This is a genomic window from Nitrincola lacisaponensis (assembly GCF_000691225.1).
In the GTDB taxonomy this organism is placed as follows: Bacteria; Pseudomonadota; Gammaproteobacteria; order Pseudomonadales; family Balneatricaceae; genus Nitrincola; species Nitrincola lacisaponensis.
The window spans coordinates 263,625-286,254 of the sequence record NZ_JMSZ01000032.1; the positions used below are offsets into that span (position 1 = coordinate 263,625).

The 22,630-nt window shown below is 52.9% G+C and carries 21 protein-coding genes; 11 read left to right on the plus strand and 10 right to left on the minus strand.

All coding sequences use genetic code 11. From position 1 onward, the window contains the following. Positions 1-3 precede the first annotated feature (3 nt). Genes ADINL_RS11335 through ADINL_RS11355 form a run of 5 tightly spaced genes read right to left on the minus strand, consistent with a single transcriptional unit; the run spans position 4 to position 5,278 of the window. On the minus strand, positions 4-570 hold the full coding sequence (locus tag ADINL_RS11335) for a DUF3833 domain-containing protein (RefSeq protein WP_084154487.1): 567 nt from the start codon (positions 568-570) through the stop codon (positions 4-6). Then, on the minus strand, positions 515-1,873 hold the full coding sequence (locus ADINL_RS11340; RefSeq protein ID WP_036547871.1) for an MFS transporter: 1,359 nt from the start codon (positions 1,871-1,873) through the stop codon (positions 515-517). The genes ADINL_RS11335 and ADINL_RS11340 overlap by 56 nt, the downstream gene beginning before the upstream one ends. Next, the gene (locus ADINL_RS11345) at positions 1,870-3,111 is read right to left on the minus strand and encodes an SAM-dependent methyltransferase (RefSeq protein ID WP_036547874.1); all 1,242 of its coding nucleotides are present in this window, start codon (positions 3,109-3,111) and stop codon (positions 1,870-1,872) included. The genes ADINL_RS11340 and ADINL_RS11345 overlap by 4 nt, the downstream gene beginning before the upstream one ends. Next, positions 3,108-3,911 (minus strand): DUF1365 domain-containing protein, encoded by an 804-nt coding sequence (locus ADINL_RS11350; protein ID WP_036547876.1) that lies wholly within the window; start codon positions 3,909-3,911, stop codon positions 3,108-3,110. The genes ADINL_RS11345 and ADINL_RS11350 overlap by 4 nt, the downstream gene beginning before the upstream one ends. Beyond that, on the minus strand, positions 3,908-5,278 hold the full coding sequence (locus ADINL_RS11355; protein ID WP_036547878.1) for an NAD(P)/FAD-dependent oxidoreductase: 1,371 nt from the start codon (positions 5,276-5,278) through the stop codon (positions 3,908-3,910). Before ADINL_RS11355 ends, ADINL_RS11350 begins: the two co-directional genes overlap by 4 nt. Positions 5,279-5,419: 141 nt before the next feature. On the opposite strand from ADINL_RS11355, the gene ADINL_RS11360 reads away from it, so the two are divergent. The 7 genes from ADINL_RS11360 to ADINL_RS11390 are packed head-to-tail and all read left to right on the plus strand — an operon-like array spanning position 5,420 to position 10,770. Then, positions 5,420-6,025, plus strand: a complete 606-nt coding sequence (locus tag ADINL_RS11360; RefSeq protein WP_036547880.1) for a sigma-70 family RNA polymerase sigma factor — start codon at positions 5,420-5,422, stop codon at positions 6,023-6,025. Then, positions 6,022-6,675 carry a ChrR family anti-sigma-E factor gene (locus tag ADINL_RS11365; RefSeq protein ID WP_036547883.1) on the plus strand — a complete coding sequence of 218 codons (654 nt, stop codon included), beginning with the start codon at positions 6,022-6,024 and terminating at the stop codon, positions 6,673-6,675. The genes ADINL_RS11360 and ADINL_RS11365 overlap by 4 nt, the downstream gene beginning before the upstream one ends. Before the next feature lie 8 nt (positions 6,676-6,683). Then, on the plus strand, positions 6,684-8,093 hold the full coding sequence (gene phrB / locus ADINL_RS11370; RefSeq protein WP_036547887.1) for a deoxyribodipyrimidine photo-lyase: 1,410 nt from the start codon (positions 6,684-6,686) through the stop codon (positions 8,091-8,093). 46 nt (positions 8,094-8,139) lie between these two features. Continuing rightward, positions 8,140-8,658, plus strand: coding sequence for a retropepsin-like aspartic protease family protein (locus ADINL_RS11375; RefSeq protein WP_036547890.1), 519 nt, complete (start codon positions 8,140-8,142; stop codon positions 8,656-8,658). A 14-nt stretch (positions 8,659-8,672) separates the two neighbouring features. Further along, positions 8,673-9,032 (plus strand): HopJ type III effector protein, encoded by a 360-nt coding sequence (locus tag ADINL_RS11380; RefSeq protein WP_036547892.1) that lies wholly within the window; start codon positions 8,673-8,675, stop codon positions 9,030-9,032. 17 nt (positions 9,033-9,049) lie between these two features. Next, positions 9,050-10,381, plus strand: coding sequence for a deoxyguanosinetriphosphate triphosphohydrolase (locus ADINL_RS11385; protein ID WP_036548751.1), 1,332 nt, complete (start codon positions 9,050-9,052; stop codon positions 10,379-10,381). 14 nt (positions 10,382-10,395) lie between these two features. After that, positions 10,396-10,770 (plus strand): translation initiation factor Sui1, encoded by a 375-nt coding sequence (locus ADINL_RS11390; RefSeq protein ID WP_036547895.1) that lies wholly within the window; start codon positions 10,396-10,398, stop codon positions 10,768-10,770. Between the two features lie 28 nt (positions 10,771-10,798). Here the strand turns inward: ADINL_RS11390 and ADINL_RS11395 are convergent, their stop codons facing one another. The 3 genes from ADINL_RS11395 to ADINL_RS11405 all read right to left on the minus strand — a co-directional run bounded on the left by ADINL_RS11395 (position 10,799) and on the right by ADINL_RS11405 (position 15,920). Further along, on the minus strand, positions 10,799-13,084 hold the full coding sequence (locus tag ADINL_RS11395; RefSeq protein WP_036547899.1) for a putative bifunctional diguanylate cyclase/phosphodiesterase: 2,286 nt from the start codon (positions 13,082-13,084) through the stop codon (positions 10,799-10,801). 213 nt (positions 13,085-13,297) lie between these two features. Beyond that, positions 13,298-14,404: a lipid A deacylase LpxR family protein gene (locus ADINL_RS11400; protein WP_036547902.1), complete on the minus strand. Its 1,107-nt coding sequence runs from the start codon at positions 14,402-14,404 to the stop codon at positions 13,298-13,300. A 94-nt stretch (positions 14,405-14,498) separates the two neighbouring features. Continuing rightward, positions 14,499-15,920, minus strand: a complete 1,422-nt coding sequence (locus ADINL_RS11405; RefSeq protein ID WP_161667749.1) for an aminotransferase-like domain-containing protein — start codon at positions 15,918-15,920, stop codon at positions 14,499-14,501. A 165-nt stretch (positions 15,921-16,085) separates the two neighbouring features. Here ADINL_RS11405 and ADINL_RS11410 point away from each other — a divergent pair, with 165 nt between their 5' ends. Beyond that, positions 16,086-16,703 carry a LysE family translocator gene (locus ADINL_RS11410; protein WP_036547905.1) on the plus strand — a complete coding sequence of 206 codons (618 nt, stop codon included), beginning with the start codon at positions 16,086-16,088 and terminating at the stop codon, positions 16,701-16,703. Positions 16,704-16,768: 65 nt separating this feature from the next. Continuing rightward, on the plus strand, positions 16,769-17,515 hold the full coding sequence (locus ADINL_RS11415; RefSeq protein WP_036547909.1) for a retropepsin-like aspartic protease family protein: 747 nt from the start codon (positions 16,769-16,771) through the stop codon (positions 17,513-17,515). On the opposite strand, the gene ADINL_RS11420 is transcribed toward ADINL_RS11415, so the two are convergent. Further along, positions 17,469-18,425 (minus strand): hypothetical protein, encoded by a 957-nt coding sequence (locus ADINL_RS11420; protein WP_036547911.1) that lies wholly within the window; start codon positions 18,423-18,425, stop codon positions 17,469-17,471. The two genes, ADINL_RS11415 and ADINL_RS11420, sit on opposite strands and share 47 nt — an antisense overlap. Positions 18,426-18,520: 95 nt before the next feature. Here ADINL_RS11420 and ADINL_RS11425 point away from each other — a divergent pair, with 95 nt between their 5' ends. Both ADINL_RS11425 and ADINL_RS11430 read left to right on the plus strand, forming a co-directional pair. Then, complete coding sequence (locus ADINL_RS11425) at positions 18,521-19,084, plus strand: DUF1285 domain-containing protein (protein ID WP_036548757.1); 564 nt, start codon at positions 18,521-18,523, stop codon at positions 19,082-19,084. Between the two features lie 52 nt (positions 19,085-19,136). After that, complete coding sequence (locus ADINL_RS11430) at positions 19,137-20,270, plus strand: DUF5610 domain-containing protein (RefSeq protein WP_051632755.1); 1,134 nt, start codon at positions 19,137-19,139, stop codon at positions 20,268-20,270. Between the two features lie 42 nt (positions 20,271-20,312). Here ADINL_RS11430 and ADINL_RS11435 read toward each other — a convergent pair whose 3' ends face one another. After that, a complete protein-coding gene (locus tag ADINL_RS11435) occupies positions 20,313-22,565 on the minus strand; it encodes an arginine/lysine/ornithine decarboxylase (RefSeq protein ID WP_036547914.1) in 2,253 nt (750 codons plus the stop codon). Between the last annotated feature and the right edge of the window lie 65 nt (positions 22,566-22,630).

Consider the following 22,630-nt stretch of genomic DNA (forward strand, 5'->3'; position numbering starts at 1 on the left):
CTGTTATTCAGGGATCAGACTGAACGGCGGGCTGTTGAGTTGATCTCCGGGGATAAATGACAGGGTCACCTGTCCCAGTTCGACACCCCATTTACGTACGCTGGCTCGATTGATCAAGACACCACCTGGTTGCAGATACATCCAATCATCAAAGCTGACGCGCCAGTGACCGTCACCCACTTTCAGATCCATACGATAACGCCAGTTCAGCGCATTACCTCTGACCTGGCCTTCAGCAACACCGACAATATCATCAGCCTGACCCAGATAGCGGCCGTTTTCCTCGGGCGTGATACGCCATACCCGGCGATCAGTCTCGCCATCAGAATAGAGGAAGTACTCATCCAGAATCAGAATCCCATCCTCCATCCTGGCATCAATTTCAACCACGAACTCGCGCCTCAGGTTGCCAAAGCGATCTTCAAAAATACCCCAAGCATAGATACGTCCGGAAAAGTATTCTTCCAGTACCAGTTGAGGTTCCCGGTTATTGAAATCATCAATTTTCATATGACTACACCCGGTTAGCAGTAACAGCAGGGCCAAGCACAACAGGCTCAGTTGTTTCATCTGGCGCACTCCAGTGTTCACGTTGTTTCAGACGGTTCATAATTGCCCGGTGATGGTAGCTTCGCAGCGGGAAGCGCCACAAAATCAGTACCGCGACTCCTTTGAGTACGCCGGGCAGCAGCGCATAGATCATGCCTAATGCTGCAAATGGAGCGACTGAGTCGGTTGAAAAACCGGTCACCTCCAGTAGCCCCAGCGCTACCAGTGCCGCCAGTGCCAGTGCCATCTTGGTGGCTGCATTCCAGACGGCGAATAACAGGCTGGTCTGACGGCGACGAAAGCGAAATCTGTCCCAGTCCGTCACTTCTGCCTGTATGGCATGAGGTAATGCCAGATCAGCACCCAGCGCGGCACCTGTAAGGATGCAGATCAGTATGAACAGATAGGTGTCACCGGGGCCGAGACAGGCTGCCGGAATAAATGCAAGCAATGCCAGCGTCATCGCACTCTGCCAAAGTGTGATTTTGTCGTAACGCTGGCTGAGCGACAGCCAGAGCGGCAGGGCACAGCAGGCAGACAGAAAATAGACCAGAATAAACAGGGGTCTCTGTGAGGCTTCCAGACCCAATACCGAGGTCACGTACAAAGGGAACAATACAGCCGGAATCCCGTTGGCCATACCATTGATGAACCAGGCAGAGACGAGGCGCATGGCTGGTCGGTTTTGACGCAGTGCTTGCCATTTTCCAGGAGACAAAGAAGGTTCCGGTTGTGGTGCAGGCAGACGATTCAGTAGCCGGAACAGAAACACTGCGCCGGGTATCAGTGTCACCAGAGCCATACACCAGAGCATCTGTTGGGTAGAAAATCCCAGCACCAGCAGCAAGGGGATACAAGCGGATAGCAGCAAACCAAGCAGGGCCAGCCCTTCTCTCAGCGAGACGGCCCGGGCCCGCTGATGGCTGTCACGACTGAGATGGCTGAGCCAGCTGATATAGGGAACCTGAACCAGCGTCCAGCCCAGATAGAGCAGCATGGAACCCAACAGCAATGACACTGCTGGAGCACTACTCAGGGGTTGAATCAGCAGAATCAGCGCCGGGATACAAAGTAACCCGCCGCCTGCCAAGGTGCGCTTAAACTGCGAAGCTGTTGCATGGTCCAGCCAGCGCCCAATTAACGGGTCAGTGAATACATCCGACAGTCGGGCCAGCATCAGCAGAAGACCAGTCAACAACAGCGGCAGACCAATCTCCTCCACATAATAGGTTGGCAGCAGGATATAGACCGCCACTGTCGGCACTGCAAGCGGTAGCGCGGGCAGTGCATAGTTGAGCAGCTGCCGCCGGGATAGTCCGCTCATGCCGGATGAGATAGCTGATACAGGCCGACATCAATAGCCTGGTGGCGGAACCCCCCTTCACAGTAGGCCAGATAGTAGAGCCACATGCGCCGGAAGCGCTCATCAAAACCCTGAACCTGGACCCTTGGCCACTGTTCCAGGAACTGATGTCGCCAATGGGCCAGGGTGCGCGCATAATCCAGACCAAAGAGCTGTCGTTCGGTCAGCTGCAGACCCTGTTGCTCCAATGATTGTTGCAGCCGTTCCGGGCTGGGCAGCATACCGCCGGGAAAGATATAACGCTGAATGAAGTCCGGATTGCGGCGGTAGGACTCAAAACGGGATTCCTGGATACTGATCACTTGCAGTACCGCACGACCACCTGGCTTCAGATGGCGCTTGAGTGTCTGAAAATAGGTTGACCAGTTTTCTTCACCCACGGCTTCAAACATTTCGATGGATACAATATGGTCAAACTGGCCCTGCAGATCGCGATAATCTGTCAGACTGAATTGACACTGATCCTGCAGGCCTGCATTTTGGATACGCTGTTGAGCAAACTCGAGCTGTTCCCGTGACAGGGTGATGCCAAATACCTGTACACCATATTCGCGTGCAGCCAGTTCAGCGAAGCCCCCCCAGCCACAGCCTATTTCCAGCACACTTTGGCCAGGTTGCAAGTCAAGCAGTTGTGCAATCCGGCGGTATTTGGTTTGCTGGGCTTCAAACAGTGACAGTTCAGGGCGACTGAACAGTGCTGCGGAGTAGGTCATGCTGGGGTCCAGCCAAAGCTGATAAAAATCGTTACCCAGGTCGTAATGATAGGCAATATTGCGTCGACTGCCTCGACGCGTATTGGCACGTCGCCAATGTGTCAGACGATTCAGCAAGCGCAGCCAGAGTTTGCCTTGATTGAGATCAGGCATGTGCTGCTCATTGCCCAGCACCCAGCGCACCAGCGAAACCAGGTCGGGGCTGTCCCACTCGCCGGCCATATAGCTTTCTGCCATGCCCAGTTGTCCGCCCACTAACAGACGGCGTAGCGGGCGCAAGGAATTAAGGCGAATTTCGGCACGTGGAGCGCCGTCACGGGCTTTACCGAACTGGATCTGTTGACCATTGGGCAGTTGCAGATCCAGCGTGCCGTAATCCAGATCAGGCAAACGCTTCAGTACCGCTGCAAAAAGCTTTCGGTTTAACCAGCTGTGATCCGACAGCAAATCATTGCTACTCAGGGTCTGGTATTGAGAGGGCTTCATGACAGACTGACTCCTTGTGAATTGACCAGCGAAACACGATAGGGCGGATGCTCCGGACGAGGCTGAAGTTTCATGCCCTTGCGCCACAAGTGCAGGGCTTCCCAGTGGATGCCTCCAATCACTTTGAGGGTCATCAGGGGGTGGCGCAAAAATGCTTTGATAACTGAGCGAGGCTCCAGTGCCAGGCGCTGTCCGGTAAAACTGGCATCAAACAGGGTGCCTTCAGGGTCTGTCTGACGGATACGAACAGCTACCTTATTTTCAGGTGGCAGCATCTGAAACTGATAATCGGTTTCCATTGGCATGAAGGGCGACACATAAAAGTCTTTGCTGGCCTGCTGGCGGATCGGTGTCACCGCAGAGCGGGCATGCTGCTCAACCGGGATCAGATAGCTGTGGCGTTGTCCGAAGGTGTTGGAAACCTCGTACAGAATAGCGCGCAGCTGTCCGGACTCATCATGGCAGTAAAAGACACTCAAGGGGTTGAAGACATAGCCCAGAATGCGCGGATAGCAGAGCAGGCGGATAGCTCCCTGACCGATGGCAATACCGTGCGTCTCCAGAATTTGACGGATCTGCAGTACCAGCGGTGTGTCTGAGCCATCACCATGATCGCGCTGATAAAAGGCGAACAGATTGAATCGATCCACAGAAAATCCGGGTAACTGATGCAGTACCTCAAGTTCATTCAGATCGATTAGCCAGGTGCTCACGCGATAGACAAAACGGTGCTTGACCGGACGCAGACGCTGGTGCATCACTTCGCCGACATAGATGGCTGACTGCAACGGCAGGTTCATGCGACAGCCTCCCGGCACTCTCTGGTCACCGGTCTTGGTCTGGGGCGGACATGAATGCGGCTATTGGGATTGCTGAGTTGCCAGGGGCGTTGAGCTCCTCCCAGTGCTTCTGCAACGGCCAGGCCGGATTGAATGCCATCCTCGTGGAAGCCATAACCAAACCAGGCGCCGCAATACCAGGTATTCTGTACACCCTGCAGATCCCATAAACGGGTTTGAGCCTCAATTGAATCCAGATTGAAGGCCGGATGATCATACAGGAAGCTGCGATGAATGCTTCCAGCCGCGGGTTCCTGAATTGGATTCAAGGTGACAAACAGCGGCTGTGAATCGGGCAGATGCTGCAGCTTGTTCATCCAGTAGGTGACACTGACTTCTCCGGTATGTCCTGCTGAGGAGTTGGCCAGATAATTCCAGCTGGCCCAGGCGCGCTGCCGTTTTGGCATCAGTGAGCTGTCACTGTGCAGAATGGCGCGGTTACGCTGATAGGGAAAATGGCGCAGCAGGGATGATTCTTCAGCGGTGGGCTGAGCCAGCATTTCCAGTGCCTGATCAGCATGGCAAGCGAGTACAACATGGTCAAAGGTTTCCCGTTTGCCATGCAGGTCTTCCAGCACGACCTGCCCCTGATGCCGGTGTATACGATGAATATGACTGTTCAGTCTGAGAGGGCGCTTGAGAGAGTCCAGAACTTTGTCCACATACTGGCGACTGCCACCAACAACCGTGCGCCATTCAGGTCGGTCAGTTAACTGTACCAGACCATGATTCTGGCAGAAGCGCAAAAAGGTTTGCGCCGGATAATCGAGCATTTTATCGACCGGTGTGGACCAGATCGCGGCACCCATCGGGATCAGATGCTGATGAATAAAGGCCTGACTGTAGCCCTGACGTGACAGGAGTTCACCCAATGACAGGTGTTGCAGGTCGGGGTGAGTGGCAAACTGGTCAGAATGACGATAAAAATGCAGCAGATCACGGATCAGACGCCAGAAATCAGGGCGGACCAGGTTGCGGCGCTGGGCAAACAAGCCATTCAGGTCGGTGCCACTGTATTCAAGCCGTCCATCATCCAGACTGACGGCAAAAGACATTTCAGTGCTGCGACTTTTAACATTCAGGTGATCAAAGAAGGCGACCAGGTTGGGGTAGTTGATCGGGTTGAAGACAATGAAGCCGGTATCGACATAAGTACTGTCATTGTTGGCACCTTGCAGTAATACTGTATTGGAGTGTCCTCCGGGACGGTCATCCTTTTCGAACAGGGTGACATCATGGTGCTGATTGAGCAGCCATGCACAGGACAGCCCGGAAATACCGGAGCCGATCACGGCGATCTTTAATGGACGCATTACTTTGATGTTCATGTTTCTCTGGCCTCATGCCGGATGTCAGATATATTCAACCCATACGTTTCAGTATAAGCTTGTAGATCATCCGTGTTTTTTAATTTATTCATCTATATGACCGGTGATCCATTCCCTCTCATGACAGCGTAGGAGCAATTAATGCAGGAAGATGAGCCCACGGGAGGCGATGTGAACGCAGTCATCCAGATCGCGGAAGAGAAGAAAAAACAGCAGCGTGACAGCTGGTCTGCACGCCTGACTTCTCTGGCCGAAACACGTGATAAAGCTGAATTTGCGGCTATTTATGGCTATTTTGCACCGCGCGTAAAGTCCTACATCGTTCGCCTGGGCATGCCTCTGGCGACAGCTGAAGAAGTCGCGCAGGAAGCCATGCTGTCTGTCTGGCGTAAAGCTCATCTGTTCAATTCCACCAAAGCGAGCGCCAGTACCTGGATCTTTACCCTGGCACGAAACCTGTGTATTGATCGCATGCGCCGCGAAAAAGCTGTTGAATATGAATTACCCGAAGAAGAGCCAGATCCCGATCAGCGCGATATGGCGGAACACTCAGTGTTAGAAGAACGTATGCAAGTAGCCATTGCCAGTTTGCCTGAAAGCCAGGCTCAAGTACTTCATCTGTCCTACTACGAGGGCAAGTCTCATTCTGAAATAGCGGATCAGCTCGGTATTCCACTCGGCAGTGTCAAATCGCGGCTGAGACTGGCATTCAGTAAACTCAAGGCACATTGGGGGGAGGAGGAATGAATATTCGCCACCATTTTGATGATGCCACACTGATGGCCTATGCATCAGGCAGTCTGCCAAAAGGAATGGCGTTGCTGGTCGCCTGTCACTTGCATTGGTGTCCCGAGTGTCGTGAACGTGTGCGTCAGGCTGAAGCCGTTGGCGGTGCCTTGCTGGAGCAGATTGAACCACAGGCAATGCCAGATAATGCCTTGCAACAGTTGATGGCACGTCTTGATGATGACATGGCGGCTGAAGTGTCGTCACTGGTCAGTCCCGCCCTGTTACCTGAAGGGGTTCCTGCACCGCTGCATCATTATATTCGCGGTTCACTGGATGACCTGCCCTGGAAACGTCTGGGCTATGGTGTCCACCATGTTGATTTGAATCTGGGTGGAAAGGGCACCACGCGGTTGTTAAAAATTGCACCGGGTGTTTCTGTACCACATCACACCCATACGGGTAATGAGCTGACGTTGATTCTGCGAGGTTCCTACTCTGACGAAATCGGACGTTTCAGTGCCGGAGATGTGGCTGATCTGGATGGCGAAGTGCATCACCAGCCGATAGTGGATACTGACCAGGATTGCATCTGTCTGATTGCCACGGATTCACCATTGAAGTTCACCGGCCTGATGGGGCGGTTGGTACAACCCTTTATTGGTATGTGATCACACGGATGAAACTTGTTTGGTTACGCAATGATGTGCGTCGTTTGGATAATCCGGCATTATTTTATGCGTCTGAAGCACAACAGGGTGTCACAGTTGTTGTCACCCTGACCCCTGAACAGTGGCAGCAGCATCAGGACTCACCGCTACGCTGGGCGTTGTGGCGTGATCAGCTTAACAGCCTGTTGCCACAACTGGCTGAGCTCAATATCGGCTTTCGGGTCTTGCAGTTACACAGCTATGATCAGGTGGCTGACGGCTTGTTGGCACTGGCTCAGTCGCTACAGGCTGATGCACTCTATTTTAACTATGAGTACCCGCTGAACGAGCGTCGGCGAGACCGTCAGGTGTGCGAGCAGCTTGAAGCTGCAGGCATTCAGTGCCAGGGCTATCACGGTGAGCTGGTGCTGGCGCCGGGGCAGGTCGTCACAGGCCAAGGTGGCATGTTCAAGGTCTTCACGCCTTTCAGTCGCAGCTGGCGTCAGGTGTATCTGCAGCAATTGCCTGAACCGCTGGGTATCCCTGCGATACAGCCGGATAAACCGGAGCAGGAGCCACTGCCGGATGATCTCGGCTGGACAGCCTTATCAGCTGACCAGACAGCGGGCCACTATTGCATCCACACCTGGCCGGTTGGCGAAGCCAGTGTTCACCAACGACTGGCCGGTTTTGTTCAGCAAGCTGAAGCAGATTACGCCAGCCGCCGGGATTTTCCGGCGATACCCGGCACTTCCCGTTTATCCCCATATTTGGCGATAGGTGCAGTGTCACCACGGCAGTGTGTGCAGGCATTAAAGTCTGCCAGCCCGGATGAGCGCTGGCTCAGCAGTGTCTGGTTGAACGAATTGATCTGGCGTGAGTTTTACCGCCATCTATTGGTTGCCTGGCCTGGCCTGAGCCGACTTGAGCCATTTCGTCCCGAGGTTGATGCGCGTATCAGCTGGCAACATAATCCGGCAGGTTTCGATGCCTGGTGTCGTGGTGAAACCGGCTTTCCGATAGTGGATGCCGCCATGAAACAGTTGCTGGCAACTGGCTGGATGCATAACCGCTTGCGTATGGTTGTCGCATCATTTCTCACGAAGCTGTTACGGGTTGACTGGCGTTTGGGGGCTGCATTTTTTATGGAGCACCTGCTGGACGGCGACTTTGCCTCCAACTCGGGTGGTTGGCAGTGGGCTGCCTCAGTGGGTGCCGATGCTGCACCTTATTTTCGCATCTTTAATCCACAGCTGCAGAGTGAAAAATTTGATCCGGATGGTCGTTTCCTGGCGACCTGGTTGCCTGAACTGGCTGCATTGCCTGTTCGGCAACGTCATCTGCCGGGTGCTGGACAGTCTTTGGGACGACCGGCACCGATTATCGATTATAAAGCAGCCCGACAAGCAGCACTGGATGACTATCAGCAGGATAGATAGGTATACTCTGGGTTCATCCTGACAAGAATGCCTGTGAATTATCCGTATGCATGATCCAGATATCACCCGCCGCCGCACGGCCCGACTGTTTCAGGTGTCTTTCTGGATACTGTTAATGACGGCCTTTGCCCTGTATTTCAGCGGTTATCTTGAACGCCGCGATCATCCAAACCGTCATTTGCTGCAGGTCGATCCGCAAGGGCCTGCCGAGGTGGTTTTGCAACGTAACCGGAGTGGTCATTACCTGGCACCGGGGCAGATCAATGGGCATGCAGTCATCTTTTTACTGGATACCGGCGCAACCACAATCAGTGTTCCCGAGCGGGTGGCCCAGCAAGCTGGACTGCAGCCGGGGCGTCCCAGTCGTGTCACGACTGCCAGTGGGGTGGTAGAGGTTTATCAAACCCAGCTGGAAAGTGTCCAGCTGGGTAATATTCGTATGCATCATGTATCCGCTCATATCAATCCCCACATGCCCAGTGATCTGGTGCTGTTGGGCATGAGCTTTATGAAGAATCTTGAAATGACTCAGCGTGATGGTACGCTGACGTTGCGTATTCCCTAAGGAAGCACACTCGCATGACACAACAGATCATAACTCCGGAACAATTGGTTCGCGCGCTGCAGCAGGGCCCTGTAGACTTTAATGCAGTTATTCAGTGTATCGACCACTACTATACCTTCACACCCACAGCCTTCCGTAATGGGGCGTTGGCCAATCCGGCGGGCAGCAATAACGGCTCATGCAAAATTCTGGCATTTGCTCAGCTGCATGGCCTGACAGAAACAGCGACACTGAATGCTTTCGGTGATTACTATACACAGGATGTATTACAGCATCCTCAGGCTGAAGATCATCAGAATATCCGTAACTTTATGCAACAGGGCTGGACCGGGGTGCAGTTCGCTGCGCCTGCCTTGACGCCGAAACAGGGTTAACAGCTGTGGCGGAAGCGATGCAATGGTCACGTCTGCTGACCACCAAGCGTTACGGGCATGAATCACTGATACCGGAAGAGGTGGGGCGCAGCCATTTCCACAAGGATAATGACCGCATTGTCTTTTCCAGTGCCTTCCGACGTCTCGGACGCAAGACGCAGGTACATCCACTGGCGCTGAATGACCATATACACACCCGCCTGACGCACTCGATTGAAGTGGGCAGCCTTGGCCGCAGTCTGGGGATACGGGTAGGTGAATTGTTGGCGGATGAATTGCCAGCCTGGGTGACACCTCATGATTTGGGCACTATTGTACAGTCTGCCTGTCTGGCTCATGATATCGGCAACCCGCCTTTTGGCCATGCGGGTGAATATGCCATCCGTGACTGGTTCCGGCGTCATGCAACAGACCCACGCTTTGCCTCACTGACTGCGCTGCAGTTGGCCGACTTGCAAACCTTTGAAGGCAATGCCCAAGGGTTTCGTGTGGTGACGCGTATTGAAAACAACCTGTTTGATGGTGGATTGCGTCTGACCTACCCGACTTTGGGAACGCTGCTGAAGTACCCCTGGACCGTCGAACGGGGTGGTCACAAGGGCAAATTCAGCGTGTTTCAGACCGAGGTGGAGATCCTGAATGCGCTGGGTGATGAGCTGGGGTTGATTCAGTTGGGAGAGAACCACTGGTCGCGGCATCCCCTGACCTGGCTGATGGAGGCCGCAGATGATATCTGTTATGCCATCCTTGATCTTGAAGATGCCATTGAATTGCAGATTCTCACCTTTGATGAGGTGAAACCGATTCTGTTGCAGCTGTGTGGTGACCTGAACTTTGATGATGCCATCTTCAACTCCCAGGCGTCAGCCCGACGAAAGATTTCGGCTTTGCGCGGCAAGGCGATGGAGAATATGGTGAATTCAGCCGTACAGACCTATCACCAGCAATACGCAGCCATTATGGAAGGGCGCTTTCAGGGCGAACTGCTTGGTGAGGGGGATCCCATGGTGGCAGAGGGGCTGAGCACCGCCAAGCGAATTGCCAGAGAGCGCGTGTTCCCGAATAATCGCAAGGCCGAGCTGGAAGTTGGAGCCTATACCACCCTGGGCGTATTGCTGGATGCTTTCTGTGATGCCGTCTTCGAATCGCATCAACAGCAGGGACAGGCGCTGGGCTATCGAACCGAAAAAATCATGACCCTGCTGGGGATTCATGCACCACCGGCTCACTGGCCATTGTATGACAGTTACATGCGTGCTGTAGATTTTATTGGCGGGATGACCGATACCTATGCTACCTACCTGGCACGTCAGATCGGTGGTGGTGTGGGCCAGCACCTGCCAGGGTGAACGAGACGAATTAGATGAAATCACTTAAAGAGCAGTTGAGTGGACTGGTGTATTCCACTGAAACCGGTCAGCATTGTCCTGACTGTGCCGAGCCTGTGTCCCAGTGTCGTTGTGATCAGTTGGCGGATGCTGAACGCATCGCCAGTCTGGATGGCATCGTACGCATCCGCCGCGAAGTGGCAGGGCGTAAAGGTAAGGGGGTGATCACCATCACCGGTGTTCCCTTGCCAGAGCCTGAGCTGAAAGCCTTGACCAAAAAGCTGAAACAGCGTTGTGGTACCGGCGGTTCGCTGAAGTCCGGGGTGATCGAAATACAGGGGGATCAGCGGGATTTGATCAAAACCCTGCTAGAGGCAGAAGGCTTCAAGGTGAAGCTGGCAGGGGGCTGACCCTGCCGTTGGCTTTCGACTCTGAGGGTTATGTATCAAAAAAAGTCTGCTGTTCCGTGATGAACTGCACCAGCGCCTCTGTATCCAGAGGGCGGGCAAAATAGTAGCCTTGAAAACGATCACAACCCAAATGGGTCAGCATTTCCAGTTGTTCCCGTGTCTCGACACCTTCTGCAACCACATCCATTTCCAGGTTCTTGCCGATGGTGACAATGCTTTGCACCATCTGCTGAGCACTCCTGTCGGCCACAGCAGCATCCATAAAGCTTTTGTCGATTTTAAGCTCATCAATCGGCAGCATGCGTAACATACTCAAGGATGAGTAGCCGGTACCAAAGTCATCCATCGAGAGCTGGACACCATAACTTTTCAACGTATGCAGCAGGGGCAGTACGCTGGGAATATCCTCTATCAGCAAGCTTTCAGTGATCTCAAGTGTCAGCCAGACGCCACTGATATTTTCCTTCTGCATTCTGGATATAAAGTAGGTGGCAAAATCCGCTTCCAGTAGTTGTCTGACAGACAGGTTGATGGAGGTATAGAACATAAGCTGATGTGTGTTCTGTATCTTTTTGATGTCTCTGAAAACAGATTCAATAATATAGCGTCCCAGTCTGGGCATTTGTCCGGATGTTTCGGCAACCGGAATAAAAGCATCAGGGGGGACATTGCCTAAAACAGGGCTGTTCCAGCGTACCAGGGCCTCGACGCCATAGAAGGTGCCATTGCCAGTGATTTGAGGCTGATACACCATATAGAGTTCGTGGTTTTCAAGTGCGCCACGTAATGCCTGCTCAATATGGAGGTTGCGCAGGTAACTGTCCTGCATTGGATTCTGGAACAGATGGGCTCGATTTTTCAGACGCTTGGATTCATACATCGCAATGTCCGCTGCACGCAGCAAGTCATCCAGTGTTTCGCCATGCTGGGGGTACTTGGCAATGCCAACGCTGGCACCGACGTGCAAGCGCATGGAGTAGATCAGATAGGGTTGTGATGCGGTTTCAATCAGCTTTGTTGCCAATGCCAGCAGAGCATTATCGTCATGTTCTTTTACCAGCAGGATAAACTCATCACCGCCATGTCGCAGTAATGCGCCATCTTCGGGAGCTGTTAGTAGTAAACGCTGAGACAACTCCTGAAGGAGCAGATCTCCGTGATGATGGCCAAAACTGTCATTGATATTTTTAAAATTATCCAGATCGATGTAGAGCAGTGAAAAAGGCCCTGCCTCAGGGTTAATCCATTGCTGCACATGGTTTTGCAGATAGCTTCGATTTAACAGGCCGGTGAGTTGGTCGTGGGTAGCCTGATACAGCAGGTCGGCATTCCGCTTGGCTTCCGCTGTTGCAATAGTACGGAACAGGAAGTACAGGGTCCCCAGAACAAACAGGAAAATCAAAAAATAGGTCACCAGCAGCTTGGTAAAGTCTTTCCAGAGCAGTTCCATCTCGGTCATCAGCAGGAACCAGAGCTTATAGTCCGGGTTGTACTGTAAGGACACCAGGCGTTGGCTGTTGTCGGATGCATATACAAACGAGATGGGTGTATTCGCATGCCATAAATTATCCAGTATATCGCCATGCGTTTGAGCAATCGCTGTTCTGATGGCGTCCTGTTTGCGGCTGGAGAGTTCGGTCTGGTAGATTTGATAGCCGTTGTCACCACTGTTACTGGCATATTGTACGTGCATGTCTTCACGTACAATCAATGAAATGTAACGATTATCCTGATCGATATGCTTGATAATATGGCCAAAAGAGTCATCCAGCCGCAAGGCGGCTGTAATGACGCGATATACGCTGCCATCCGGGTGCCGTACAGCTTTGCGAATCGGTACAATCCAGTCCTGAAAGGGCTCAAAAAAATAGGTGCGTCCAAACAGCATACTGTCTGAATTCATGACCTCTATAAATGAATCACGAGTTTGGGGTTGCTCCAGAAGATTGGGAAAGCGGGATACATCCAGATTATTGGTGGCAAACAGCATATTTCCCAGAGGATCAACCAGCGCAATCGAGATGATTGCCGGGCTGCCTTCCAGCGCTGCATTTAAGGTATCCATGGCGCTCAGATTATCCTGATAGGCCGTATCTTCGAGAAAGCGGTGCCCCAGAATGTCGAGCATAACTTCATTGGTGCGATAGAGGGCCTGTGTGGCGTTGGCGATCAATCTGACGGTATTTTCCTGTGAGCTTTCCGCTTGCGCATAAATACGTTGCCATTGGGCGTAGGATACAAAGGCGAAGTACAGGGTAAAGAGCAGGGTTAGCAGATAAAAGATCGACCACAAATTCTTTTTCAGGAGTGCCATGAAGCTGTCCTTTTATGATATCTGTCAGAATTCTGCCAATTGTTATTATGTAAGAGACAGGATTCAGTTATTGCCCATCAGTCGCAATAAGAGCCTTCATTGTTGTAATAAAGACAGGGTTCGTCCAGCTTTAATTAATCTATTTTGGAGATTGTGTTCGAAGAGAGCGCAGACAGATAGCAGCTCAGATGATCTGAGCTGCCTTGCACAGCGTTAGAGCGAATAGGAAACGGCCAGAGAGCCGTAACTGTGAGTGCCATTTTGAGTTTTAAACTGTTTGCTGCGCCAGACGGTCGCGTAAGAAACCTTCCAACGATCAAAATTGGCGGCTACACCGACCGACAGGTCGCCGACCAGTGCACGTTTATCGACTGAGTGGCTGTCACGAAAGGTGTTGCCGTCCAGGAAGATATCCTGAAGCACCCAGCGCCCATCCATGGAGACAAAGCCATGTACTCCCCAGGCGCTGCCATTCTGTCCATTGTTGACAGGGGCTGGCACACTGTTGTCTCCGCCTGGACGCAATGCAGAAGTACCGAAGTCGGCTGGCAGGTTACGACCTATGCGGTATTGTCCACCGGTATTCAGGTAGGTGGCGACATTACCGAAGCTGCCACCGGCATGCAGGATAGCATCCTGTTGCCAGCCTGAGCCGAGCTGTCGGCGATAAACCCGGTTTTTGTGCTCATACACCAGCTGTATCCCCAGTTCGTTACGCAACTGATTGTCCCAGCCATTAAAGCGGTCAAAGCCACGCAAGTCATGCACAAAATCCTGGGCTTCCTGAGCCAGCGCGGCAGGACCGACCACACCCAGGTTAACTTCAAACGAGTTGAGGCGGTCCAGTGAACGGGTGTGATATCCCATGCCGGCATATAGCCAGCCGGCATAGGGGCGGTCATCCGGATCTATGCTGGTGCGCTCCCGGTCATCTGGCGTGAACATTTTCTGTGCCAGAGAAAATACCACGCGACGGCTGACTTCTGCCTGACTGTCAGAGGCTACCGGATCCAGCGGAGTGAGCAGGCGGTTAGCCTGGCGCATCCACAGAGGCAGACTGTCATCGTGGATAAAACTGTCAATGTCCGGTGAAACCCAGGAAATGCGTACACCATTGGTGTATTGCTGATCCGTTCGGCTGAACAGGTCATTCTCAAAGAACAGGTTCACCATCCAGCGTTCTCTGACCGCTTCAATGGCCTGTTGCTCGGTATGGCTGACATCCGTATCGGGCGCGTCAGACTCTGCCAGAAGCGTTTGGGATCCAAGAAGTGACGCAAGTGTAAGGCCAACACATAAGACTGCGCGGCGTGATGACATGATGAGGTACCTGATTTGAAAATGAAGCTGAAGATTTGAACCTGCTATTCTACGCCTCTGGAAGCGCCTGTTCCAGAGACGTTTTGGTTAAATCTTATACCAGAGGAGCCGCGTGCGAAGGGCCTTCTTCCAGCAGGTTGGCAAGCTGTTGCAGACCTTTATCCAGCTGCTCAATCGATTCCGGTGGTGTGACACAGATGCGCACTGCCTGGGGTGCAGGATGGCTTCCAACACAGAAGGGATCCGATGCGATGAGTGTCACGCCACGCTGTGCGGCCTGGCCTACAAAGTCGACGGCCCGCCAGGGCTCGGGCAGTTTTAGCCAGGCATGAAAGCCATAAGGGTGTGCGACAGGCTCATAGGCCCCCAACCAGTGGCTGACACGCTGCTGGCGCAGGCTGACCTGCTGCCACTGCCAATTGATCAGTTCATCAACCTTGCCTGATGTCAGCCACTGGCATACGACTGCGCCCATCAGACCTGGAACCGACCAGCATTGTGCACGCAAGGCCGCACAGAGCCTGGGCATCAGGTTGCCCGGGGCACGCAGAGCGCCAAAACGCATCCCGCCCTCAATCATTTTTGAAACACTGAAGATATACAGCGAACGCTCAGGTGCCAGCTGATAGAAAGGGGTGCCGCGTTGTTCGGGTATGACATACTGCACACCATCTTCGAGTAACAGCAGATCATGACGACGGGCGATTTTGACGATGGCTTCGCGTCGTGCTTCGCACATGTGTTCGCCGCTGGGATTGTTGTATTCCGGCATGATATAGAGCAAGCGAATTTTTTGCTGTTGGCAGAGTCGTTCCAGCGCATCAGGTCGGATACCCTGGTGATCTGTAGCAACGGGCAGATGCTTTAAGCCCAGTTGCCGTGCGACAGCGATCATGCCCGGATAGGTCAGCGCTGCAGAGGCTACGGCCTCACCCGGGCGGATCAGTGCCTGCATGGCGAGGTAGTCGGCATGTTGGCCACCGTCGGTCAACAGCAGCTCTTCAGCACTGACGGTTAATCCATGTTGTGTCATCCAGGCTGCCAGCAGTTCACGTTGTGCTGCATTTCCCTGCTCAGGCTGATACGACAGCATCAGCTGCATTGTCTGAGGTTGTCTGGAAAGCTGTTGCAGGCATTCTGACAGTAACAGGCTGCGCTGAGGATTGGGTATGGGCACGCTGAGTGACAAATCAATGCTGTCTGCACTGGCGCGTGACAGATGATGGAATTTGGGCTCATCAGCCTGCTGGCCTCGTACTCGGGTTCCGCTACCAACACGTGCTTCTGTCAGGCCTCTTCGTTCAGCTTCACGATAGGCACGGGTGACTGTGCCCAGCGTGACACCCAGCGCATCAGCGAGCAAACGTTGTGGCGGCAGCCTGTCACCTGGCTTCATTTTGCCTGCCGCGATGTCTGCAGCAAGATGGTCTGCCAGTGCCAGATACAAGGTGTCCTGGTTTTTGTCCAGTGCCGGTAACCAGTGGCACCGGGCGCGGGCCTTTTCCTGAATACGCACGGTTTTCCTCCTGAATTGTCCTGCAGACAATGCATTGTTTTCCAGACAATTAAACAATTGCGGTGTTTAATCGAGCCGATTAAGGTTGATTGTACGGATGCAATTGCAAGAATTAAAGTCAATTTTGATAATTGTATCAAGGCAATTTTATGAGGAGGAGACACCATGGAGCTGTCGGGCTATGAGCTGCTGACCCTGATGCTGCCGGTATTGCTGTTTTCGTTCAGCATGTCGGTTACGCCAGGACCTAACAATGTGATGCTGACAGCATCGGGTGCCAATTTTGGTTTTATGCGCAGTATCCCGCATATGCTGGGTATTACGGTGGGTGTGATGTTACTGATGTCTGCTGTCGCGCTGGGTCTGGGGGTTTTGTTCGAGCGTTGGCCTGCCTTGATGCTGGTGCTCAAATTGCTCGGCAGTGCGTATTTGCTCTGGTTAGGGTGGAAAATTTTTAATTCACCACCGCCAGAGTTGCGTACCAAGACACAGAGTCGTCCTTTGACTTTTTTTCAGGCAGCCCTGTTTCAGTTTGTGAATCCAAAAGCCTGGATGATGGCTATATCGGCGCTGGCTTCCTTTACCCTGAGTGGCGATGCGTTTATCGCTTCAGTCATACTGATCATTCTGGCAATGGCGATTGTGAATCTGCCTTCGATCGCCCTCTGGGCCAGCTTTGGCGTGTTGTTGGGTCGCATTCTGAAAACGCCACGGCACTGGTGCACCTTCAATCGACTGATGGGTGGGTTGACAGCATCCTGCGTGGTGATGATTTTGATCTAGATCACTGGTAAAGCAGTGGTGCCTGGGCTATAACCCCATCAGGTCAAGATCCTGATGGGGGTAATATGAATCGAGTCTACAGAGGCATCCTGTTACTTTGCGGATGTCTGGTATCAGTATCCCTGTCGGCACAGATTTATCATTATGTCGACGAAACAGGGCGTCGTATCTATGTTGACCACATTTCCAGAGTGCCTCAGGCTTACCGTGATCAGCTGGAAGTACGTGGTTCGGCGATGACACCGGAGCGCCGTGAAGCGCTTGAGTTACAGCGCACCGAGCGCTTGAGTCTGCAGCAGCAACAGCAGCAGTTACGTGAGCTGGATCAGTTGATTGCCTCGTTGCAAACACCGGTTAATCTGCGAGGTAATACCGTACTGGTACCTGTCAGGGTGACCGTACGAGGACGCAGTGCGCAAACACAGATGGTACTCGATACAGGTGCGACCTCAACCGTGTTTCATCGTGCCCGTCTGGCAGGGTTGCCACTGGACGCACGCCCATCCGGCTATGCCCAGATTGCCAGTGGGGATCTGATTGAAACCTTTTCCGCACCCTTTGATCGTATTGAGATAGGCCCATACCAGCTGAATGGTGTACGTGCCGAGGTGATCGATTTTCAGGGGGCTGCCGCGCATGATGGCTTGCTGGGCATGGATTTTCTGCGGCAGGTTGAATACCGTATTGATTTTGAATCAAGCCGGATCATCTGGGATCCGGCCCGATTAGCTTCGTTGCAACAGATGCGAGAGGAAATGGAAGCAGCTATGACAGCGACCGCTGAGCCAGCTGAAGCTCCAGAGTCGCCTTGAGCAGCCGGAAAAGCTGAATTGAGGCGTCAATTTCTTCCTTGCGGTTGGTCAAACTTTCGATGTTCAGGCCGAGTGGCAGTCCCAGAGGCAGGCAGGCTTCGAGAATCTGCTCCAGACTGTTCTGACAGATACGAATGGATTCTGACAAGGGTGCTTCGGCATCCAGAATACGCCAGCGTGTTGCTGCAGGCACAGAAATACCCAGCCAGTGCATGAACTCCAGGGTTTTCTGGCTGCCACAGGGTGTGAAGGTCAGAATCACCCGTTTGGGCGTTTCGCCACGTTGACGGCATTCGCGCGCATAGCCGGTCAGCAGGTCGATGGTGGCTTGCGGGTTATATACCGCCTGAGAAATGAAAAACTCACAACCCTGGGCGCTTTTCTGTAATAAGCGCAGGTGCTCATTGCCTTTGACAGCATGACGTTCCGCGATTGTGACTCCCCCAAGATTAAAGGGCAAACCGCTTTCGCGCAGGGCACTATAGGCCTCGTTCAGGCTCAGATGCACCTGGCCTTCTGAAGAGGGAGCACCCACCAGAACCAGATGCTGCTGGCTGAATTGTTCATGTGTTTCTTTCAGCCAGGCTTCAAAACTGCTGCGGTCCCGCTGGGCAACGCTTTTATAGGTGATGGTTTCACGACCTGACAGACGGGAGAGCAGCCAGGCATATTCGCGCGGGTCACGGGTTTCCATAAATGGAAAAGGGCGTGGTTGTTCAATGCGGCTGCTTTCATCCTGAATGTCGTAGACGACAACGCCATCGTATTCAATACTGTTAAGACGGCCGAGCAGCTTTTGCGCAATTTCGGCCATCATTTCATCATCAGTGCCAGCACGAGGAGGTGTGGTACCAATAAAATAAACCCCCTGCTGGGGATCTTGAAGTGTTTCCGAAAGGCTGCGCTTCATGTGTTACTCTATCTGTCGTAATGGATTAAGTTTCAGTCGTGATTAGTGTATCAATGAATCGCATTCAATAAACCCACTTTTGTGTTGAAATGTTTATGAGTAAAAATGAGCCAGTTTCATCACCCGAAGCCCTGTTACAGCAGATAGATACGGATCGCCCGCTACCGCCTCTTGAACAATGGAATCCGGACTTCTGTGGTGATATCCCCATGCGCATCACTCGGGATGGGCGTTGGTTCTATCAGGGCGGTGAAATTCGCCGTCCGGCGATGGTAAAAATGTTTTCCCGCATTCTCTGGAAGGAAGGGGATCGCTATTTTTTGAAAACACCGGTCGAGAAGGTCGGGATCGAAGTGGAAGACGTGCCTTTTCAGGTGATCTCTGTCGAGCGTACCGGCGCGTCACCTGAGTGCTTGAGCTTCACGACCTCAACCGGTGAACAGGTGGTTGCTGGCAAAGTGCACCCGATTCGTGTTGAGCTGGATCCGCTTACCGGAGAACCCTCACCTTATTTGCTGATTCGCTATGGTATGGAGGGACGCCTTCAGCGCAACGTGTTTTATCAACTGGCAGAGTGGGCCGAGTCTCACAGGATTAATGGCCGCCAGGTCTGGACTGTTAGCAGTGAGGGTGTTCAGTTTAATCTGGGAGAAGGTTAAAGCGTGAGGCCTGCCGGCCGATAACCCTGATAGATAATCTGAGGGTAGCGTCATGACCAATATCAATGCGTACCAACCGAGCCTTTTGCGCAGTGGCGATGGCAAGCAGTCAGCTGTTGCAGCAAACCGCACGGGTTCCGGGCCGGTACTGAATCAGTTACAGACACAGATTCTGGAAACCCTGTCACAGCATATACCGGGCATGAGCCTGGATGGCATGAAAAAGCTGGATGCCAACCAGTTTACACCTGAAAAAGTGGCTGAACGTATCAGCCAGTTTGTGGCCAATGGTATGGAGCTGGCACGTGCGCGTGGCGAGTCTGAAGAGAAAATCCAGCAGCTCTATGACCGTGCCATGAAAGGTGTAGAACAGGGATTCCGTGAAGCAAAAGAAATTCTGAATGGGCTCGGGGTGTTGCAGGGCAAAATTGCAACTGATGTTGCACGCACAGAAGAGCTGACATTTGAAAAGCTGCGGGCGCTGTCACCGGAACAGCGTACGGCAATGGAGATGGTCTCTCTGTCAGTCGCACAGCGGTACGAGCGAGCAGACAGCTTTGAGCTGAATATTACCACCCGTGAAGGAGATGAAGTTCGTATTCGCTTTGATCGCAGTGACAGTTTCCAATATGGCTTTGGAGCTGCCATGGACGGTCAGGGTAATGCCGCGATGGTGTTTGATATGAGTCGTACACAAAGCTCCGGTTTTTCCTTTAGTGTGGAAGGCAACCTGAGTGTTGAAGAGATCGACGCAATTCAGAACCTGATACGTGATATCGGTCAGCTGGCGGATGATTTCTTCAAAGGCGATGTACAGGGTGCGTTTGAGCAAGTCGGTGAATTAACACTGGATACAACCCAGCTCAGTGCATTCAGTTTAAGCCTGTCGCGTACAGAGGTGCGCAGTGTTGCTGCTCAATATCAGCAAACGCAGCAGCTCACTGATGCAGATGCAGAAGAGCGTCCTGGTCGCCGACTGGGGCAATTGATGCAGCAGCTTAAAGAGCAGATCAACAGTCCATTACTGGCTTTTGTGGAGCAGCAGGTAGGTTTTGGCAAATCGCTGATGCAGTCGCTGGTAGAGCAGGATGTTCGATTCAAGCAGGCTGATGCGCCACAGCAGGCAAAATATCAGGATAATCTCGGGCGTTTATTGCAGACTCTGGATCAGACATCTGCTTCCTGAATATCTGGACCGGCTTGCCGATTGCAAGCCGGTCCAGGCACTTCAGTCTTTTACGACATCAATGAAGTAGGCGTCGCCTGTGGCGGTTTTTTCTCTCACCAATCCGTGTACATCGGTTTCAAAACCAGGGAACAGGGCGTTGAAATCGCGGGCAAACTGCAGGTAACGCACAATCGTCCGGTTGAAGCGTTCGCCTGGTACCAGGAGTGGAATCCCCGGTGGGTAAGGCGTGACCAGCATGGCGGTGACACGGCCTTCCAGCTCATCAATCGAAACACGCTCGACATCACGATGCGCCATGCGCGCCCAGGCATCCGCCGGGGTCATTGCAGGCTCGATATCTGACAGATACATTTCAGTCGTGATTTTGGCGACATCATAGGCTTTATACACCGAGTGGATCTGGTTACACAGATCCCGCAGGCCAATACGCTCATAGTTGGGATACTTCTGCGCAAATTCCGGCATGACGCGCCAGAGTGGGCAGTTGCGGTCATAGTCGTCCTTGAACTGCTGCAGTTCGGTCACCATGGAGTTCCAGCGCCCTTTGGTGATACCAATGGTGAACATGATAAAGAAGGAGTAAAGGCCGGTTTTTTCGATAATAATACCGTGTTCCGCCAGGTAGCGGCTGACTATGGCAGCCGGAATGCCCTGTTCATCAAACTCACCGGCGAGGTTTAGCCCCGGTGTAATGATAGTGGCTTTGATCGGATCCAGCATGTTGAAGCCTGATTCGATTTCACCAAAGCCATGCCAGGTGTCGCCTGCATGAATGACCCAGTCGTCACGATCTCCGATGCCTTCTTCGGCCAGATAGTCTGGTCCCCAAACCTTGAACCACCAGTCACTGCCGAACTCTTCATCGACTTTGCGCATGGCACGGCGGAAATCCAGTGCTTCAAGAATCGACTCCTCAACCAGGGAATGTCCTCCTGGTGGCTCCATCATGGCAGCCGCGACATCACAGGATGCAATGATGGCGTACTGAGGACTGGTAGAGGAGTGCATCAGGTAGGACTCATTGAAACGGTGCGTATCCAGTTTGCGTGAGCTGGCGTCCTGAACCAGAATCTGGGATGCCTGTGACAGGCCTGCCAGCAGCTTATGCGTGGATTGAGTCGCGAACACCAGAGAGTTCTCTGAGCGTGGTCGATCCGCGCCGATAGCATGCATATCCTTGTAGAACTCGTGGAAGGAGGCGTGTGGCAGCCAGGCTTCATCAAAGTGCAGCGTGTCGATGGTGTCACCGAGCATGGACTTGATGGTTTCCACATTATACAACACCCCGTCGTAGGTACTTTGGGTAATGGTCAGAATACGGGGCTTTTTATTCAGCGCTTCGCGGGCGAACGGGTTCTGTTCGATTTTGCGCTGAATAGTCTCGGGGTCAAACTCGGATTTTGGAATCGGACCAATGATGCCGTAATGGTTACGGGTTGGCATCAGGAATACCGGAATGGCGCCGGTCATGATGATCGAGTGCAAAATCGATTTGTGGCAGTTACGGTCCACGACCACTATGTCACCCGGGGCGACCGTTGAATGCCACACCACCTTGTTGGAGGTGGAGGTGCCGTTGGTGACAAAAAACAGGTGATCGGCATTGAAAATACGTGCTGCATTGGACTCACTGGCAGATACTGGACCGGTGTGGTCCAGCAGCTGTCCCAGTTCTTCAACCGCATTGCAGACATCGGCACGCAGCAGGTTTTCGCCAAAGAACTGATGGAACATTTGCCCCACCGGGCTTTTCAGAAACGCAACACCGCCTGAATGACCGGGACAGTGCCAGGAATAGGAGCTGTCACTGGCATAGTCCATCAGCGCCTGGAAGAAGGGTGGCGCCAGATTTTCCAGGTATTTGCGTGCTTCACGAATGATGTGACGGGCAACAAACTCAGGCGTGTCTTCGAACATGTGAATGAAGCCATGCAGTTCACGCAGGATGTCATTCGGGATATGGCGTGATGTACGTGTCTCGCCATACAGAAACACTGGAATGTCAGCATTGCGTTTGCGGACTTCAATAATGAAATCACGTACTGCATTCAAGGCACAGCCAGAGGGGTCTTCACCGGCTTCGGCAAAGTCCTCGTCATCAATCGACAGAATAAAGCAGGATGCGCGACTGGCTTGCTGGGCAAAGGAGGTCAGATCACCGTAGCTGGTGAAGCCTACAACCTCCATCCCTTCATTGCTGATGGCATGTGCAAGGTCACGGATACCGGAACCGGAGATGTTTTCAGAACGGAAATCTTCATCGATGATGATGACGGGAAAACGGAACTTCATGAATGGCAGCCTGTGGTTCAAAGTGAGTGAAGATTGTCGCACCGGGGTGTGACAATGCTGTTGCG

Bases quoted from the DNA above. Each gene is read 5' to 3' on its own strand.
- ADINL_RS11335 (WP_084154487.1), bottom strand. From the start codon at position 570: ATGAAACAACTGAGCCTGTTGTGCTTGGCCCTGCTGTTACTGCTAACC.
- ADINL_RS11340 (WP_036547871.1), bottom strand. From the start codon at position 1,873: ATGAGCGGACTATCCCGGCGGCAGCTGCTCAACTATGCACTGCCCGCG.
- ADINL_RS11345 (WP_036547874.1), bottom strand. From the start codon at position 3,111: ATGAAGCCCTCTCAATACCAGACCCTGAGTAGCAATGATTTGCTGTCG.
- ADINL_RS11350 (WP_036547876.1), bottom strand. From the start codon at position 3,911: ATGAACCTGCCGTTGCAGTCAGCCATCTATGTCGGCGAAGTGATGCAC.
- ADINL_RS11355 (WP_036547878.1), bottom strand. From the start codon at position 5,278: ATGAACATCAAAGTAATGCGTCCATTAAAGATCGCCGTGATCGGCTCC.
- ADINL_RS11360 (WP_036547880.1), top strand. From the start codon at position 5,420: ATGCAGGAAGATGAGCCCACGGGAGGCGATGTGAACGCAGTCATCCAG.
- ADINL_RS11365 (WP_036547883.1), top strand. From the start codon at position 6,022: ATGAATATTCGCCACCATTTTGATGATGCCACACTGATGGCCTATGCA.
- phrB (WP_036547887.1), top strand. From the start codon at position 6,684: ATGAAACTTGTTTGGTTACGCAATGATGTGCGTCGTTTGGATAATCCG.
- ADINL_RS11375 (WP_036547890.1), top strand. From the start codon at position 8,140: ATGCATGATCCAGATATCACCCGCCGCCGCACGGCCCGACTGTTTCAG.
- ADINL_RS11380 (WP_036547892.1), top strand. From the start codon at position 8,673: ATGACACAACAGATCATAACTCCGGAACAATTGGTTCGCGCGCTGCAG.
- ADINL_RS11385 (WP_036548751.1), top strand. From the start codon at position 9,050: ATGCAATGGTCACGTCTGCTGACCACCAAGCGTTACGGGCATGAATCA.
- ADINL_RS11390 (WP_036547895.1), top strand. From the start codon at position 10,396: ATGAAATCACTTAAAGAGCAGTTGAGTGGACTGGTGTATTCCACTGAA.
- ADINL_RS11395 (WP_036547899.1), bottom strand. From the start codon at position 13,084: ATGGCACTCCTGAAAAAGAATTTGTGGTCGATCTTTTATCTGCTAACC.
- ADINL_RS11400 (WP_036547902.1), bottom strand. From the start codon at position 14,404: ATGTCATCACGCCGCGCAGTCTTATGTGTTGGCCTTACACTTGCGTCA.
- ADINL_RS11410 (WP_036547905.1), top strand. From the start codon at position 16,086: ATGGAGCTGTCGGGCTATGAGCTGCTGACCCTGATGCTGCCGGTATTG.
- ADINL_RS11415 (WP_036547909.1), top strand. From the start codon at position 16,769: ATGAATCGAGTCTACAGAGGCATCCTGTTACTTTGCGGATGTCTGGTA.
- ADINL_RS11420 (WP_036547911.1), bottom strand. From the start codon at position 18,425: ATGAAGCGCAGCCTTTCGGAAACACTTCAAGATCCCCAGCAGGGGGTT.
- ADINL_RS11425 (WP_036548757.1), top strand. From the start codon at position 18,521: ATGAGTAAAAATGAGCCAGTTTCATCACCCGAAGCCCTGTTACAGCAG.
- ADINL_RS11430 (WP_051632755.1), top strand. From the start codon at position 19,137: ATGACCAATATCAATGCGTACCAACCGAGCCTTTTGCGCAGTGGCGAT.
- ADINL_RS11435 (WP_036547914.1), bottom strand. From the start codon at position 22,565: ATGAAGTTCCGTTTTCCCGTCATCATCATCGATGAAGATTTCCGTTCT.